The following is a 15,876-nucleotide window of genomic DNA, read 5'->3' as shown; positions in this document are numbered from 1 at the left end:
AAGACGTTGTCGACCTGAAAGCCCGGCGCGTCGCTGACCGGATTGGCGATCAGGACGCCGCCTTCGGGTACGCGGGCCATGCGGCGACGGGCGGCGTTGAACTCGCCCGGCGCATAGCGGCGCGCGAGGATGGCGAGGGCCTCGGGGTGTTCGCGCACGGGAACGCCGAAGGCGGCGCCGACGGCATCGGCGGTGATGTCGTCATGCGTCGGGCCGATGCCGCCGGTGGTGAAGACATAGTCGTGGGCCGTACGCAGGGCGTTCAGGGCCGCGACGATCTGATCCTGACGGTCGCCGACCACCCGCGCCTCCATCAGATCGACGCCCAGCGGCGCCAGGAAGCGGGCCAGGGTGTTCAGATTGGTGTCGCGCGTGCGGCCCGACAGGATCTCGTCGCCGATGATCAAGACGGCGGCGGTGGGGGAGGGAGCGATCTGGGGCATGGCCCGTAGATAGGACGGAGGCGGCCCTGCGTCAGCCGTGAACCCTGACGGGCTTGAGGTTTTGTGCTAGTCTGACCATCTGAAGTCCTGAAAGCAGCCTCTTCGCCCGTTCCGCGCCCTTGCGGAGCGCGCGCCTCCCCGAAAGCCGAGCATGTACGAGACCCCCGACCTGGAAACCGACGTCTTCGTCCGCAGCCACGAGATCCGCATCTATGACGCGGAAGGGTTCGAGGGCATGCGCAAGGCCGGCCGTTTGGTCGCCGAGGCGCTGGACATGATCGGGGAGCATGTGAAGCCGGGCGTGACCACGGGCGAACTGGACGATCTGGTGCGCGAGTTCACCCTGGACAACGGCGGCACGCCCGCCTGCCTGGGCTACAAGGGCTATACCAAGACGGTCTGCACCTCGATCAACCACGTCGTCTGCCACGGCATTCCCGGCGACAAGGTTCTCAAGGAAGGCGACATCGTCAACATCGACCATACCGTCATCGTCGACGGCTGGCATGGCGATTCCAGCCGGATGTATCCGGTCGGTGAGATCAACGCTCGCGCCAAGAAACTGATCGACGTCACCTATGACTCGCTGGATCTGGGCCTGGCCCAGATCAAGCCGGGGAACACCTTCGGCGACATCGGTTTCGCCATTCAGAAATTCGTTGAAGCCCAGCGCATGAGCGTGGTGCGTGACTTCTGCGGCCACGGCATCGGCCGGGTCTTCCATGACAGCCCCAACGTCCTGCACTACGGACGTCGCGGCGAGGGCGCGGTGCTGAAGCCGGGCATGTTCTTCACGGTCGAGCCGATGGTGAACCTGGGCAAGCCGGCGGTGAAGGTGCTGTCGGACGGCTGGACCGCCGTGACGCGCGACAAGTCGCTGTCGTCGCAGTGCGAACATTCGATCGGCGTGACCGAGGACGGGCTGGAAATCTTCACCGCCTCGCCCAAGGGCCTTTTCCGCCCGAAATTCTGAGCTAGTCTCCCTTCCGGGGGAGGCTGATGCTCGATCAACCGCCAAAAAAAACGTCGGAACAACCGAAGGCCAAGCCGCACCACGCCGGTCATCGCGAGCGGCTGCGCGAACGCGCGCGTACGGCCGGCATCCATCATCTGCCGGACTATGAGCTGCTGGAGCTGTTCCTTTTCCGCAGCCAGCCGCAGGGCGACGTCAAGCCGGTGGCCAAGGCCCTGCTGACGCGGTTCGGGTCGCTGGCGGCGGTGCTGGCGGCCTCGGTCGAGGATCTGATGACGGTTCGGGCCGAGGATTCGCGGGGCCGAGCCAAGGGCGTGGGCGCCGAGACTGCGCTGGACCTGGCCGCCCTGCACGAAGTCTCGCGCCGCGTCGCCAAGGAAGAGGCGAACAAGCGCACCGTCATCTCGTCGTGGACGGCGCTGCTGGCCTATGTTCGCCTTAGCCTTCAGCATGAGCCGCGCGAGCAGTTCCGCGTGCTGTACCTCGACAAGAAGAACCAGCTGATCCTGGACGAGATCCAGAACCGGGGCACGGTCGACCACGCCCCCGTTTATCCGCGTGAGGTGGTGCGCCGGGCGCTGGAGCTGTCGGCCAGCGCCATGATCATCGTTCACAACCATCCCACTCGGTCAAAAAGATCACGCTGGAGCACGCACAAGCACGCTGAAACACTAGGAAAATTGGGCACTTTTGCCATTGCGTAGTGGGGGCGGTTTTGGCACATTGGGGGCGGTTTAAGGGGTAGAAAACGGCTTCCCGCTCCCAGCAAGCGATCCCTGTATCTCCTGAACCGATCCCAGTTGCGGAACAGGAGAATCGTGATGCCCAGCCTGACCGACACCGCCATCCGGCACGCATTGAAGCGCGTCGAGGTGAGTCAGAAGCAAGAAAACCTTCCCGACGGCGACGGGCGCGGTACAGGCCGCCTCGTCCTAATTCTGAAGCCAATGCCCAAGCGCGTCACCGCCGATTGGATGGCGCAGCAGTGGCGCGACGGCAAACGCACCAAGAAGAAGATCGGCGCATATCCCTCGATGTCCCTGGTTGACGCGCGCGCGGTCTTCAAACGCGACTTCGCAGATGTCATCCAGAAGGGCCGAAGCATCAAGATCGCGAGTGATACCCGTCCTGGCACCGTCGCGGATCTGTTCGAGGGCTATGTCGCGTCGCTCAAGGCCGCCGGCAAGCCATCATGGAAGGAGACGGAAAAAGGCCTGAACAAGATCGCCGATACGCTCGGCCGAAACCGCCTCGCCCGCGAGATCGAGGCCGAAGAGATCATCGAACTGATCCGTCCGATCTATGACCGGGGCGCGAAGTCCATGGCCGATCATGTGCGCTCGTATCTCCACGCGGCCTTCGGCTGGGGTATGAAATCCGACAACGACTATCGACAGCAGTCGGCTCGCCGCTTCCGCATCCCTTTCAATCCCGCGACGGGCATCCCGACCGAGCCCAAGGTCCAGGGCACGCGATGGCTCGACGAGGACGAGTTCTTGCGGCTGTATCGGTGGCTCGAAAACCCCGATACGCCGGTCCACCCGCCCTACACCCGCGCCGTTCGGCTGCTTATGCTGACCGGACAGCGAGTGCAGGAGATTGCACAGCTCCACATCGATCAGTGGGACGCGAAGGAACGGATCATCGATTGGTCGAAGACGAAGAACCTGCTGCCCCATGCTGTGCCGGTGCCGTCGCTCGCAGCGGAGCTTCTGCAATCCATCAACGTCAACGAATATGGCTGGTTCTTCCCTTCGATGACCGATCCCTCAAAGCCAGTCAGCCACGGGACGCTCTATTCGTTCATGTGGCGTCAGCGCGATCGCGGCGTGATCCCCTACGTCACGAACCGAGACCTCCGGCGCACCTTCAAGACGCTCGCCGGAAAGGCTGGTGTGCCGAAGGAAATCCGCGATCGGCTTCAGAACCACGCCCTTCAGGACGTCAGTTCGAAGCACTACGATCGCTGGAACTACATGGTCGAAAAACGCGCCGGCATGGCCAAATGGGATAAGTTCGTCCGGGCGCTGCTTGCGAAGAAGAAGGGCGGCAGCGCCTTGAAGAAGGCGGCGTGAGCGGTCGCTTCATCGCTGTCGTAGGCGCACTCGTCACGGTCTGCTGCGCGGCCCCCGCCTACGCAGATCCGTGCGAGGCGGCTGTCCCCTCGCAGGCTGGAGTCCAGTTCTCCGGCTTGGTCCGTTATGTCGGCGACGGCGACGGTCTCTGCGTCGGCCGTACCTCGGACCCCAACGAGTGGATCGAGGTGCGCCTTGCCGACTTCGATGCCCCGGAGCTGCACACGCCAGGCGGTCCCGCGGCGAAGGCGGCGCTCGAACGCGTCGCCCTTCGGCGCGAGATTACATGCAGAGCCGAACGTGGTCGCGGCGGCCGTGTCCGCTCCTTTGACCGCGTCATCGCGCGATGCTGGATCGGCGGAACAAGCCTTGGCGATCTGCTGCGCCAAGCTGGCGTGGCCGAGGGTGGCAACTGATGCCCCGCTCGCCATTGACTCAACATAGCTTGGAAGCTATATGACCTGGGATGTTAGGTTGCATGACGCCTTCGAGGCGGAGTTCCTGGCTTTCGAGCGCGAGGTTCAGACCCAATTGCTGGCGGTTGCGAAACTGCTCGGCGAATTCGGTCCGCAGCTCGGTCGGCCCTATGCCGACACGCTCAACGGCTCGAAACACGCCAATATGAAGGAGATGCGTTTCTCTGCCGCCGAGGGCGAATGGCGTGCTGCCTTCGCCTTCGATCCCGAACGGAAGGCCATCCTTCTCGTCGCGGGCGACAAATCCGGCGGCAGTCAGAAGCGTTTCTACAAGCAGCTTATAGCAAAAGCGGACGGTCGGTATTCCGGACATCTGGAAAACCTGAAATCCGTAAAGAAGGGATGACCCTATGGGACGGAGCATCGATCAGGTCATCGCTTCCCTGCCCCGCGATCAGCAGGAGCAGATCGAAGCGCGTTATGACGAACTTCGGCAGGAAGTCGAAGGGCTGCGAGAGCTCCGCCAGATCGCCGGCAAGGCTCAGGAAGATGTCGCGGCCGCCCTGAACATCAAGCAACCTTCGGTCTCCAAGATCGAAAACCAGGCGGACATGTATCTCTCGACACTGCGCGGCTATGTCGAAGCGATCGGTGGCAAACTCGAGCTGACGGTAAAGCTGCCGGCTCGGCCGCCCGTGAGGATCGAACATCTTGGCGACTTAACTCAGCCGGCGACGAGGCCGCCAGCTCGGCGAGCTGGTTCTCGGCGGAGGCTTGCGTGACGCCTGAGACCATCACTCGACTGCTAGCCTCTATGAATGCCGGCCGCCTTCTGGTGGTCTGCGGCGCCGGACTCTCGATGGCGCCGCCGAGCAGCCTGCCGTCGGCCCGTACGGTTGCCGAGCGGTGCTTCGACAAATACCGCCTCGAAGCTGACCCGAACTGCGACCTCGGTCTTCGGGACAATCTGGAGGCGCTCGCCGAGCACTTTGCGGGCCTCAACACACTGCAGTCGGTCTTCATTGAACATCTCGTGCCCTGGCCGGCTTTCGTAAGGCCTTCGAATACAGGGCATGCCGCAATTGCGGATTTTCTTATCACCCGCGCCGCCGTCGCCGGCATATCGAGCAACTACGACACGCTGATCGAGCGACGGGCTTGGGACTACGGCGCTGACTTCCGCGGCTCGCTCGACGGAGACGAAGCCACTGCCGACTCCGTCCGACAGGCACCCCTGCTGAAATTCCATGGATGCTCCCACCGTGATCGACAAGCCACGGTCTGGGCGCCTTCGCAGCTCGGCGAGCCGACGATCTCGGGCCGCATTGCGCGAAGCAAAGTTTGGATGGCTGCCAACCTCCGGCAGAAGGATCTGCTCGTCGTCGGCTTCTGGTCTGACTGGGAGTACCTCAACGCCGTGATCGGCGAGGCGCTGATCGACGTGCAGCCGCTGTCCGTGACCGTCATCGACCTCTCGCCGACAAACGCGCTCGAGCAGAAGGCCCCGCAACTCTGGCAGATCGCGCACGCACAAAACGTGACGTTCGAACATGTGCAAGAGTCAGGCGCTTCGGCGCTCGACGAGCTTCGTCGAGCCTTCTCGTCGAACTACCTACGTCAGGTCCTGGACGCTGGACGAGCCGCCTTCGAGCAAGCTACCGGAGCCCACTGTGACCCGGCTTGGCTAGACGTCGGAAATTTCGACAGCGAGGCCCTATATGGTCTGAGGCGGGATGCCGAAGGCGTTTCTGCTGCTGAGCCGGCCAAGCTCCTGCGTCCAGCAAATCCAGAAGCCCTAGGCTTCTTCCACTTGCTGCTCCGTCAGGCCGGCGCCGTGCAACGCGCCGAGGGATATGATCTGAACGGCCGGAGCATCCGAGTCCTCAACGGGGCGCAATCCATCCTCGGGACGCTACGCGGGAAGTTCGTCGAGCCGCCTGCAGCGATGCAGTCCGACATTGTTGTCGCGGTAGGCGCGACCGACTTGGGCGTGCCGGACAATGTGGTTCGCAGCGGACGCGCCGGTGATGTCATTCGTCCGGATCCAGCGGGTGAATGGTACGACCTTCCTGGGGCAAGAGCCGCGTTGGGCATCTGATGGACATCTTCACGCAAGCCGAAATCCTCCTTCGCGACGCACAGTATGAAACCTGGACGTGGACCGGCTCGGCCGGCCCAGTGACCTGTTTCGAAAACGCGGCGCTGATGGGATTCGTCCACGTCTTCGACAGCGCAGATGCTCTCCTCGGCGCTTGGAAGGAGAACCAGCAAACCGCGCTCGCTCGTCATGCCGCGTCGTTACGCGGCGCCGGAGTGAAGGCATGGAACGTCTATTCGGTCTTTCTGACCCCCGATCAGGACGCGCGCCGAGGGCGCGAGATCGAGCGCATCGAAGAGGATTTCTCTTTGACTCGAAAGATCGCGAAGGCATCCATCACCACGCCTGATGACGTTGAGAAGGCGCTGCTACCCCTGCTGTCGATACGCTCCAAGCCGCTGCTCGGCGCGTCCAACTTCGAAACGAGACTGCGCACGAGGCTGAAGGACATTCCTCCGGATGCCGTTACTGCTTTTCTCGGCGAGACCACACCCGCCGAGATTGCTCGCATCTTGGGGGCGACTTCATGAGGCTCCAGTTCATCGAAGTATGCGGCTTTCGTGGCTTTAGGGATCTCGTCCGGATCAATTTCGGACGGGGCTTCACCGTCATCACCGGTCGCAACGGCGTGGGCAAGAGCACGCTGTGCGATGCGGTCGAGTTCGCGATCACAGGCTCCATTGACAAGTACGCCGTCGAAAAGGCTGCGAAGGAGAGCCTCAGTGATTACCTTTGGTGGCGCGGCGAAGGTGTTCCCAAAGCCCACTATGTGACAGTCTCCTTCGTCGACGACAGCGGGAACCCATTCACCATCACGCGGACGCGGGAACGCGGCTCCGATCGCTCACCGGAGGAAATCCACGCTGCGCTCTGCCGTGGACCTGCGCCAGAAGACGCACTTCGACAACTCACCCGGACGTCGATCATCCGCGACGAATGGATCGCCGCGCTCAGCCTGGATCTCACCGAAACGGAGCGATTTGATCTCGTGCGCTCGGCGCTCGGTGCATTGGAAGGCTCGGAAGCCGGTAGCAGAGCCAAGGAGGTCGTGACTGCCGCCGAAGCTGCGCACACTAAAGATGAGGCCGCCTATGAGGCTGCCCGCTCGCGACTAGCGGACAGACTGACGCAGCAATCCGAGACACAAGCCGCGCTCAGCCGATCAGGGGACGTGTCCGGCGCGCTTCAGGTGATCGCCGCCGCGGCGCCGGATGCGCCCACCGAGCTGACGGCACGTCTTGCTGCAGGTCGAAACGCGCTCGCGAACGGACGAGCCAGATTGGGTCGAATGGGCGAAGCGCTTCAGCTCGGTCGAGAGGTCGCGGCGGCGCAAGCGCTCTACAACGCTCCGGAGGCCGTCGCAAACCGCGAGGCCGCATCGGCAGCGCACGAGGCAGCGCAGCGCGAGCATGAGGCGGCACAGCAAGCCCTCTCGGAAGCCGAACAACGCCTCTCGCGGGAAGAAGAGATGGACGCGATGGCAGCGTCGCTGAGCCTTCTCGTCGAACATGGCGAACGCCTCGGGCTACACGACGATCATTGTCCGCTATGCGCAGCCCATCGGACATCGGACGAGTTCGCTGCCGGTCTGGCCGCCGCGCGTCGACGGATTACATCACTGGCGTCGGGCGTTCAGGCCGCCCGCGATGCTCTCGCCTCCGCGAAACAGAACGCGCGGCAACCCAGCCTCACGTTGCAGACAGCCACCGCCGCGGTTCAAGCCCAAGCGGACGAGCTGCGGCGTCTGCGCGATGAGGAAGCGGCGCATCTGGATTTCTACGATCAGTGGGGGCTCGATCACCGCTTCATCCATGATCCTGACGGGCTGGAGCGGGCCATTTCTCCGGAACGCGACCGGCTGATTGACCTCGAACGCGCGCTACTCGTGCTGGAAGCCTCGCAAGCAATCTCGCGAATGTCGTCAATCGAAAGCAACATCTCGGCGCTGCGGGCTGAAATCGAGAAGCTGGCGCAGGCAGTCAGCCAGTCACAAAATGCCGTCACAGCGGCCCGCGAAATCGAACGCTCAGTTAGACGCGTGAGCGCGGAGATCATCGATGAGCGCCTTGCTCAGATCAGTCCTCTGCTCAACGAGCTTTATCAGCGCCTGCGACCGCACGCAGACTGGCGGACAATCGACTACAGCATCCGCGGTGACGTCCGACGTTTCCTAAGTCTCAAGGTAGGCGACGGACTGAACCCGCAATTCGTCTTTAGCAGCGGTCAGCGTCGCGCCGCCGGTCTCGCCTTCCTTCTTTCGGTCCATCTTGCGCGTGCGTGGACACCGCTCAGGTCCCTTCTGCTTGACGATCCCGTTCAGCACATCGACGATTTCAGGGCCCTTCACCTGGTCGAAGTGCTCGCCGCTCTGCGCGTGGACGGGCGCCAGATCATCTGCGCCGTCGAAGACCCCGCGCTGGCCGATCTGCTTTGCCGGCGCTTGGTGAGCACCGCAACGGAGGGAGGCCGGCGTCTCGACATCGACCTTGGGCCGCTCGGCGCCACAAGCGTGGTCATCGACCAGGAAATCAATCCGATGCCGGTGGGTGTTTTACGTGGTGTCGCCACCGCATGACGGCTGAGAGCGCGCAGATCGAGCTTCCGGCACCGCGCGAACGTCGGGCGCACGGACCCTGGAGCGATCTGGCGCTCCACACCGTCGGCTGGCGCGCGTTTCAGGATCTGTGTTCGCAGGTATGCGAGGTCGTGCTCGGCCGACCCGTAGAGATCTTCCGTGAAGCACAGGACGGCGGCCAGGACGCGGTCTTCCTCATCCCTTCGGGAACGGACGCACCGCCGATCGGCACGGTCCAATGCAAGCATACGTCTGATGCCATGAAGGCCTTGAAGCTCAGCGATCTCACCGCTGAGCTTAAGAATGTCGAGGAACTGGTCAAAGCCGGCCAGGCGGACACCTACGCCTTCATGACGAACATGAGCGTGGACGCGCCTGTCGCGGCGGCGATGCGCGCCAGGCTTCGGGCGCTCGGCGTGCGCAGGCCGCACATTCTTGGTCGCCAATATATTGTCCGGGTCATTAGAACCAGCGCCCGACTGCGGGCGCTCGTCCCGCAGGTCTACGGCCTGGGAGACCTCACGTCGATCGTTGATGAGCGACTGAGCGAGCAGAGCCGGGCGCTGCTTGACAGCTGGATTCCAAAGCTCCGCACCTATGTACCCACCAAAGCACATCGCGACGCTGTCAACGCCATTTCCAACCACGGCGTGGTGCTGCTGCTGGGCAATCCATCAAGCGGCAAATCGGCAATCGGCGCAATCGTCTCGACGATCGCTTCGGAAAACCCGGACAACACCGTTCTCGCTTTGACCAGTCCCCGCGATTTCGAGGCTGGATGGAATCCGAACGATCCGGGCCGCTTCTTCTGGATCGATGACGCCTTCGGCTCGAATGTGCTGCGCGACGACTATGTGCAGGACTGGGCGTCGGCCTTCTCGAAGCTGCGGGCCGCGATCAAGCACGGCAACCGGTTCCTCCTTACCTCCCGCAAACATATCTACGAAGCGGCGCGACGTCGGCTCGGACAGCGCAACCTTGCACAATTCGCTGATAACAGCGCCGTCGTCGATGTCGGCGAACTGACATTCGAAGAGAAGGCGCAGATACTTTATAATCACGTGAACTTCGGCGAGCAGAGTCAGAGCTGGCGATCAAGCGTCAAGCCACACCTAACTGCGGTCGCCGCCGTTCGCGACTTTCTTCCTGGGATTGCCGAACGTCTTGGCGATCCGAACTTCACCAAGGGGCTCGCGCCTCGCGAAAGCTCCCTTGTTCGCTTTATGGAAGAGCCCACAGAGCATTTGATCGATACGGTCAATGCCCTGGATGATCAGCTTCAAGCCGCGCTCATCTTGGTTTACGTCCAGCAAGCCGGCTTCGATCCCAGCGACCACGATGTGTCGGCTGCCCAAGCAGTCGCGGAGCTGACGTCGTACAGCCTCACCAAGATCCAGGATTGTTTCGCTGAGCTGAAAGGCTCGTTCCTGAAGCTCTCCGGATCAAAATGGACCTTCGCCCATCCGACGATATCAGACGCGCTGACGGAGATCCTGCGCCAGAAGCCGCACATGATGGCGGCGCTCATACGGGGCGCGACCATAGACACCATTCTTAACAGTTTCACATGCGAGGGCTCGCCTCTCATTCGAGACGCCCTTGTCATCCCGACGACGCTCGACAACGCTCTGGTTGCCCGGCTCGGCCACACTCCCGATGAATGGCATCGCAATTGGATGCTATTCCACTTCCTATCTTATCGGGCGAGCGAACCGGTGTTCGCCAAAGCGGTCCAGCAATTTCCAGATCTACTTCGACGATCCTGCTGGCGGACCGACCTCGCCGGCAACAATCCCCAGATCGCAGCCCTCGCCCGAGCCCATCACCTCGGCGTGTTGCCGGACGATCTGCGCTCAGAGGCGGCGGACACTCTCGAATCCGCCGTGCTTACAAACCTAGATTCTTCCGCCTTCGATGAACCAGAGATGCTAGCGCTCATACCGCCGCTGAGACTGGTCGGCATAGGTTTGGCACTGCGAACAACTGTGCTGCCTTCGCTCGAAGAACGAATCGACGAGATCGTCGCTGACGCTGACTTGGACGAGGAGCCTGACAGCCACTTCAAGAAGCTTCTTGATGTGCTCGATCGCATTGAGGCGATCGGCGTCGACGCGGACGCCACAGCCCTGATCGACCACGCGCGCGATCAGGTGAAGCGGTCGGTCAAGGGACTGGAAGAGCGCAAGCGCGAGCGGGAGGACGGCTCAGAAGACGAAGCGGATTGGACGCACATCGTGACGCAAAAGAAGGAGGAAGCTCCGGCTCCCACTCCGGTCGCCACGAAGCGCTCGGTGTTTGACGATGTCGACAAATAGTAATGGAGATAGCGAGCGGTTGAGCTCGGACCGGTCGGAGCCGTCTTTGACCGATAGCGCCGACGCAAAGCGCCCCCTACGAGGCGCCGCCGCCGCTCAAGCGGGTTTCGACTACCAACTCGACGTCTCAATCCTCGCGGCGCTGCAACTTCTCCTCATTTCCAAAGCGGCCACACGCCTCGTGCTCGAACCGGCGAGCGAGGAGGATTTGGAGGCGGACCTGGAACCCTACGTGCCAGGACGCCTGCAACCCAGTGCGATCATCGCAGGCGGGTACAAGCTTGTCGTCCAAGTCAAGATGGACAACGGCGAGCCCTGGTCGATCGAGGATTTCGACGCCCTGCTCAAGCACGGCTCTGCAAAAAAGGGGGGGCGCCGAAAAGCCCTGCATCATCTCGACGAGCCGAACACTCGCTATCTGCTCGTCACCAATGCCGACGCAAAAGGCGTCGCGCGTGGACTGCTGGTCGAAGGCTTCGAAGAGGTCTCGGACAAGGCAAGCTTTCCGCCGAGCCTGCACGCCACATTGAAGACATCGCCCGAAGGCCGTGTCGCGATCTGGGGGAAGCTGACAGAGAAACAGCTCGCATCCGATATCCGAGCGCTCATGTCGGACCTGTTGCACGTTCCCAAAGTGGAACAGCTAAATCTCCTCCAAAAGCTCCGTCTCGAAGCCAGGCGGCGGACCCGAGGCAGCACGCCCGGTCTATGGACGAGCGATGACCTTCTCGCCACGGTGCGGGCGCACGGCGGGTTCCTGGCCAGCTCCGCCAGCCTCGAGCATTTCGTGCCCCCGGCGAACTTTGACGAGATGCTCAAGGTCCTGAACGACAAGAACGCAGTTGTTATTCGGGGACCCTCGGGCACAGGCAAGACGCAGGCAGCGCTCAAGCTATGCGATCTCGCGCGACGGCGTAATGGTGTGCTGGAGGTCGTCACTGTTGGGGCGGATGATGCTCCGACGAGCGTGCGCAAGGTCGTCAACCATGGACCGACACTCTTCTATGTCGATGATCCATGGGGCCAATTCAGCCTACGCGGGGGCAGCGAGGCTTGGACCGAGCAGTTGCCGCGCCTCCTTGCTAAGGCTACGCCGGATCATCAGTTCGTCATCACGTCCCGCAGCGACATGATGCAGAGCGCCAAGGTCGGCGATAGCCTCAACGCATGGTCGGTCGAGCTGGACGCGGACCATTACCGGGACGGTCAACTCCGCGACATTCACGACAACCGCATGGATCAGCTACCCGCCGCCTTGCAGACCAAGGCCTATGCATTTCGCAATGAGGCGCTCGACAGGCTTGGCACCCCGCTTGAGATCGAGCTGTACTTTGCGCATATGCAATCCGGCCCCGATGTCGGTGAAGGAGATCACGTCTTCTTACGCCGGCTGCTCGAACTGGCGCAGCGCGATGCGGTGGAAGGCGTTGTCCTCAGAGCCCTATCATCGATCGACACTTGCGGCACGTCAGCCATCGTTTGGGCGCTGCTGGCGGCACGCGGGCAATTCGACCGCAGCCGACTCAACCCTCTTCAGCGCACGCTACGCGGGCTTGATCGCGCACTCGCCGACGGCCTAGACCGTCTTATAGACCGCATGGTCGCGGCCCGCCATTTGCGTCAGCCGGCCCGCACCATAGCCTTTGCTCATCCCAGCGTCCGACAAGGTTTTGAAGCCTTCGCCAAGGACAATTGGGGCCAGAGCGGGGCTGCGATCGAGACTCTGATCGCCGCGCTCACTCAGTTGCCTTCAGCGCATCGCGATTGGGGCTTGGAAACCGCCGCCCGAATTTTCGAAGTGACGCGCTCGTTCGCAAGCCGAGAGGACGTTGATCGGACCTTCGACATTGATTCCGGCAGCCAGGAAGCGATCGACGCTTGGCTGGACGAAAGCCTGATGGATCCGGCTTCCAAGTTCGCGCCCTTGCTGGAGCTGGCGTCGGAGGTGGGCAGCGATGTGTCCATACCGAGCCGCGTTGCGCGGTGGCTGTTGAAAGGCACGCAGCGGGGAGCTTCCTTCTTCGTTCGTAACTGGCAACCGCCGATCTTCGACGATGCCTGGTACGACACCGTGGCAGCGAGCCCGTTCGCAGCCAAAGTCGCCGAGCGATTTATCCGTGAGCAGCTTGGCTTCGACCGAGGGAATTACGGATCGGGATTCGCCAAGCGGCTCGATCGCTTCGCACCCGCCCTGACCTCCGCCTATCACGACGCCGCGCGCCAGATGGTCGGCAACGGCTTCGAGCTCAATGCCGACGCCGTCGCGGCCGGCGCCGTGCGCGACCTAGATGGATTTGAGAGCGTCGTGCAGGCTGCGCTGGATGACCTCGCGGGCCTCCACCGTCAGCACGTTCAGAGCGGCCGGGAGGAGTGGCGCGCGATCGAGGATGGCGAACGGGATCATGCCGTCGAAGAGGCCGCGCAATCGAGCCATGAAGGCGACGGTTATACATCCGGCGTCTTCGTCGACGCCTATGTCCGACAGCTTCGCGCAGAGGGTCGCTGGGTGGTGCTTGCTGACCATCCGCGGCTCCCGGAGTTGGTCCGCGCCTGGTCGCAGGCGCTCGTGATGTCCCCCGGACCGGTTGATGAAGATGAGCTGCGGGCTGTGCTCGCGGCGGTCAAGCAGACCGAAGACGAGCCAAATGTCTGGGCGGCAGTGCGAGAGCACTGGCGCCCAGCGCTAGAGCCTATGCTTGCGGCACGGATCAGCTTTGTCCCCTCTCAGGCGGATCTGCGCGACGAGTTTGCGCTTACAGCTTTGAAAGTCGCACCAAATACGCTGATCGCCGCATTCCAGGCGAATAGCGAGCAGCCTGATCGGCAAGTCACGCTGCTCACTGCCATGCAACGCGCTCGCCGGCGGCTTGGGAAAAGCAGCCACGCCAAACTCAGACGCGTCACTGATGCACTTCCAAATGAACTCCAGGAAATTTTCAACGCCCTTTCGACCACGAAGCGGAAAGCTCGCCGGGTCAGCGGTACCGCGCTCTCATTCCTGACGGGCTGTGCATCGCAACTCGATGCGGAGGCGCTTGATCTTGTGGTGCCGGTCATCATCGAAAGCAGCGGCGACGCCTCGCCAGCGATCGCCCGATGGCTGACAATTGCCAGCCGCACGGAGCATGCTGTCAGGGCGACGGAGGCGGCGATTGCAACTGGCGATGCCACCCTCCTTCAAACGGCGCTGCGGCACCAGCGCGCCGACGCGCGCCGTGCTGCACTACTTCATCTCGCGCCGACCCTCGCCGACCCCTTGCCGCCGACAATCCTTGCAATGGCATCCGATCCCGGTAGCCGCGTTCGCCGCGCTCTGGTCTCTCTGCTCGCAGAACGTCCGCATCCGGATCACCTCAAAACGCTGTTGGCCCTGATCCATGACAGTTGGTCAAGCGCTGAGCCGCACCACAACGAACCCGAAAGCTTCGATATAGCACAAGAAGCCGTCGTTGCCCTTGCAGCCAACGGCCCCTTGTCGGATGTAGTCGGCGATACGCTTCTCGATCTTGCCAATACCACGGTTGACCGAACGCTCAGCCAACTCGCCCTGATCGTCGCAGCCCATTGCTGCAGCTCCGGAATCCAGCAGAAGATCTTTAACCTCGTCAACATCCCGGAAGCACGCTGGATTCGGCTCGACGCCCTTGATGCCTTGGCCGATGCAGAGTCCGTGGACCCGAGCATCGTCGGGCGTCTGACGCCTGGGTTTGTACTGAGGTCGCCGGCAATCCTCGCGGCGCCAGCGGCTCATCTCGTCGGCGCCCATGCTCCGGCGGAAACAGCCCTCAAATTCTTCGAGCGGGTCGCCAGCTCGAACAAGCGGCGCGCTTTGCTGCTCGTCGGGGCCAATGCCATGGCCAAACGCGACCGCGCGACTGCCGATCGAATCCTTGATCTGCTGGAGCCCGGTCATCCTGGGCGTCAATTATTGACGGCGTCGGAACCTCTTCCAGCCTCCATTCTTGACGATCTTGGCAAGGTTCAGTTGCGAGAGGCCGTCCGAAAAAGGCTCGGGGATCGGGTCGCCTCCTCGTAAGCAAGAGCCAGCGAGAACTGCCGAGGCCATCGACTCTTCCCTTGACTCTGGCGCCTCAACGATAGAACAAATAGAGAACATGGAAGCAAATCCGCCCTTGGAGGTCAAGAACGAGCTTGCGGCCCGAGCCCGCCATAGAGTCTTTGCGCGCGCAGATCGAAAAGATCGAAGGTCGCAGCCGGCGCGCCAAATCGGTTCTCCCCTTCGGGATTGCCGATGTCGACTCGCGCCTACCCGGCGGAGGCCTCGCACTCGGCGCCCTGCATGAGATCGCCGGCGGCGGCAACGGCGCGATCGATGGAGCCGCTGCCGCCCTCTTCAGCGCCGGGATCGCCGCCCGCACGAAGGGCAAGATCCTTTGGTGCATCACGCGCCCCGACCTCTTCGCGCCAGCGATCGCCCAAGCAGGCCTTGCATCCGATCGCGTGATCTATCTCGAAGCCGGCGACGACAAGACCGTGCTCGCCTGCATGGAGGAAGGCCTGCGCCACGGTGGCCTGGGCGCCGTCCTTGGTGAAGTGGCCCGACTTTCCATGACCGCCTCGCGGCGCCTGCAACTGGCGGCCGAAGGCACCGGATCGATCGGGATCGCGCTGAGACGCTGGCGGCGACAGACAGAGGCTACAGACTTCGGCCAGCCAACGGCGGCGATGACGCGCTGGCGCGTCTCCGCTTTGCCTTCGACATCGCTTCCCGTTCCGGGCGTGGGTCGAGCCCGCTGGCTAGTCGAACTGATCCGCGCTCGCGCGGGCGAAAGTGCAGATTTCGAAGTGGAGGCGTGCGATGACACGGGTCGTCTCGCTCTTCCTGCCGAGCTGGTCCACCGACCGGCTACGGCGGAAGGCTGGCGACGCGGCGCCGCCGGCTGAGGCGCCGCTCGTCCTGATTGGCCGCGACGGGAACAGGCGGGTGGTGCTGGCGGCTGACGCCGCCGCCCACGCTGCG

At 62.8% G+C, this 15,876-nt stretch carries 13 protein-coding genes; 12 read left to right on the top strand and 1 reads right to left on the bottom strand.

Going from position 1 to position 15,876, the window contains the following annotated elements:
* Positions 1 to 443: competence/damage-inducible protein A (locus RT567_RS06305; RefSeq protein WP_313575095.1), on the bottom strand; the 443-nt coding region annotated here is incomplete at its 3' end.
* Between the two features lie 151 nt (positions 444 to 594).
* On the opposite strand from RT567_RS06305, the gene map reads away from it, so the two are divergent.
* The 12 genes from map to RT567_RS06245 all read left to right on the top strand — a co-directional run bounded on the left by map (position 595) and on the right by RT567_RS06245 (position 15,800).
* Positions 595 to 1,416, top strand: a complete 822-nt coding sequence (gene map, locus RT567_RS06300; RefSeq protein ID WP_087141568.1) for a type I methionyl aminopeptidase — start codon at positions 595 to 597, stop codon at positions 1,414 to 1,416.
* A 26-nt stretch (positions 1,417 to 1,442) separates the two neighbouring features.
* Positions 1,443 to 2,120: a RadC family protein gene (locus tag RT567_RS06295; RefSeq protein WP_313575093.1), complete on the top strand. Its 678-nt coding sequence runs from the start codon at positions 1,443 to 1,445 to the stop codon at positions 2,118 to 2,120.
* Positions 2,121 to 2,237: 117 nt separating this feature from the next.
* Positions 2,238 to 3,491 carry a tyrosine-type recombinase/integrase gene (locus RT567_RS06290; RefSeq protein WP_125999597.1) on the top strand — a complete coding sequence of 418 codons (1,254 nt, stop codon included), beginning with the start codon at positions 2,238 to 2,240 and terminating at the stop codon, positions 3,489 to 3,491.
* Positions 3,492 to 3,607: 116 nt separating this feature from the next.
* On the top strand, positions 3,608 to 3,907 hold the full coding sequence (locus RT567_RS06285) for a thermonuclease family protein (RefSeq protein WP_234831998.1): 300 nt from the start codon (positions 3,608 to 3,610) through the stop codon (positions 3,905 to 3,907).
* A 40-nt stretch (positions 3,908 to 3,947) separates the two neighbouring features.
* A complete protein-coding gene (locus tag RT567_RS06280) occupies positions 3,948 to 4,313 on the top strand; it encodes a type II toxin-antitoxin system RelE/ParE family toxin (protein WP_125999596.1) in 366 nt (121 codons plus the stop codon).
* A 4-nt stretch (positions 4,314 to 4,317) separates the two neighbouring features.
* Positions 4,318 to 4,689 carry an XRE family transcriptional regulator gene (locus RT567_RS06275; RefSeq protein ID WP_125999595.1) on the top strand — a complete coding sequence of 124 codons (372 nt, stop codon included), beginning with the start codon at positions 4,318 to 4,320 and terminating at the stop codon, positions 4,687 to 4,689.
* Positions 4,686 to 6,005 carry an SIR2 family protein gene (locus RT567_RS06270; protein WP_125999594.1) on the top strand — a complete coding sequence of 440 codons (1,320 nt, stop codon included), beginning with the start codon at positions 4,686 to 4,688 and terminating at the stop codon, positions 6,003 to 6,005. The genes RT567_RS06275 and RT567_RS06270 overlap by 4 nt, the downstream gene beginning before the upstream one ends.
* Positions 6,005 to 6,535 (top strand): hypothetical protein, encoded by a 531-nt coding sequence (locus RT567_RS06265; RefSeq protein WP_125999593.1) that lies wholly within the window; start codon positions 6,005 to 6,007, stop codon positions 6,533 to 6,535. The genes RT567_RS06270 and RT567_RS06265 overlap by 1 nt, the downstream gene beginning before the upstream one ends.
* Positions 6,532 to 8,580, top strand: a complete 2,049-nt coding sequence (locus RT567_RS06260) for an AAA family ATPase (protein ID WP_125999592.1) — start codon at positions 6,532 to 6,534, stop codon at positions 8,578 to 8,580. Before RT567_RS06265 ends, RT567_RS06260 begins: the two co-directional genes overlap by 4 nt.
* Entirely contained in the window at positions 8,577 to 10,895 is a 2,319-nt protein-coding gene (locus RT567_RS06255; protein WP_125999591.1) for a hypothetical protein, read from the top strand. Before RT567_RS06260 ends, RT567_RS06255 begins: the two co-directional genes overlap by 4 nt.
* A gap of 46 nt (positions 10,896 to 10,941) precedes the next feature.
* Positions 10,942 to 14,931, top strand: a complete 3,990-nt coding sequence (locus RT567_RS06250) for a hypothetical protein (protein WP_125999590.1) — start codon at positions 10,942 to 10,944, stop codon at positions 14,929 to 14,931.
* A gap of 143 nt (positions 14,932 to 15,074) precedes the next feature.
* Positions 15,075 to 15,800 (top strand): ImuA family protein, encoded by a 726-nt coding sequence (locus tag RT567_RS06245; RefSeq protein WP_206435088.1) that lies wholly within the window; start codon positions 15,075 to 15,077, stop codon positions 15,798 to 15,800.
* Positions 15,801 to 15,876 lie beyond the last annotated feature (76 nt).

Origin of the sequence: Brevundimonas sp. (assembly GCF_032107865.1) — a bacterium.
Taxonomy (GTDB): Bacteria; Pseudomonadota; Alphaproteobacteria; order Caulobacterales; family Caulobacteraceae; genus Brevundimonas.
The sequence above is the reverse complement of the archived record's forward strand: the minus strand, read 5'-3'. Positions and strand labels throughout refer to the sequence as shown.

What these genes read in the sequence shown, in the direction of transcription:
- RT567_RS06290 (WP_125999597.1), top strand. Translation starts at nt 2,238, where the DNA reads ATGCCCAGCCTGACCGACACCGCCATCCGGCACGCATTGAAGCGCGTC.
- RT567_RS06280 (WP_125999596.1), top strand. Translation starts at nt 3,948, where the DNA reads ATGACCTGGGATGTTAGGTTGCATGACGCCTTCGAGGCGGAGTTCCTG.
- RT567_RS06295 (WP_313575093.1), top strand. Translation starts at nt 1,443, where the DNA reads ATGCTCGATCAACCGCCAAAAAAAACGTCGGAACAACCGAAGGCCAAG.
- RT567_RS06260 (WP_125999592.1), top strand. Translation starts at nt 6,532, where the DNA reads ATGAGGCTCCAGTTCATCGAAGTATGCGGCTTTCGTGGCTTTAGGGAT.
- RT567_RS06275 (WP_125999595.1), top strand. Translation starts at nt 4,318, where the DNA reads ATGGGACGGAGCATCGATCAGGTCATCGCTTCCCTGCCCCGCGATCAG.
- RT567_RS06265 (WP_125999593.1), top strand. Translation starts at nt 6,005, where the DNA reads ATGGACATCTTCACGCAAGCCGAAATCCTCCTTCGCGACGCACAGTAT.
- RT567_RS06255 (WP_125999591.1), top strand. Translation starts at nt 8,577, where the DNA reads ATGACGGCTGAGAGCGCGCAGATCGAGCTTCCGGCACCGCGCGAACGT.
- map (WP_087141568.1), top strand. Translation starts at nt 595, where the DNA reads ATGTACGAGACCCCCGACCTGGAAACCGACGTCTTCGTCCGCAGCCAC.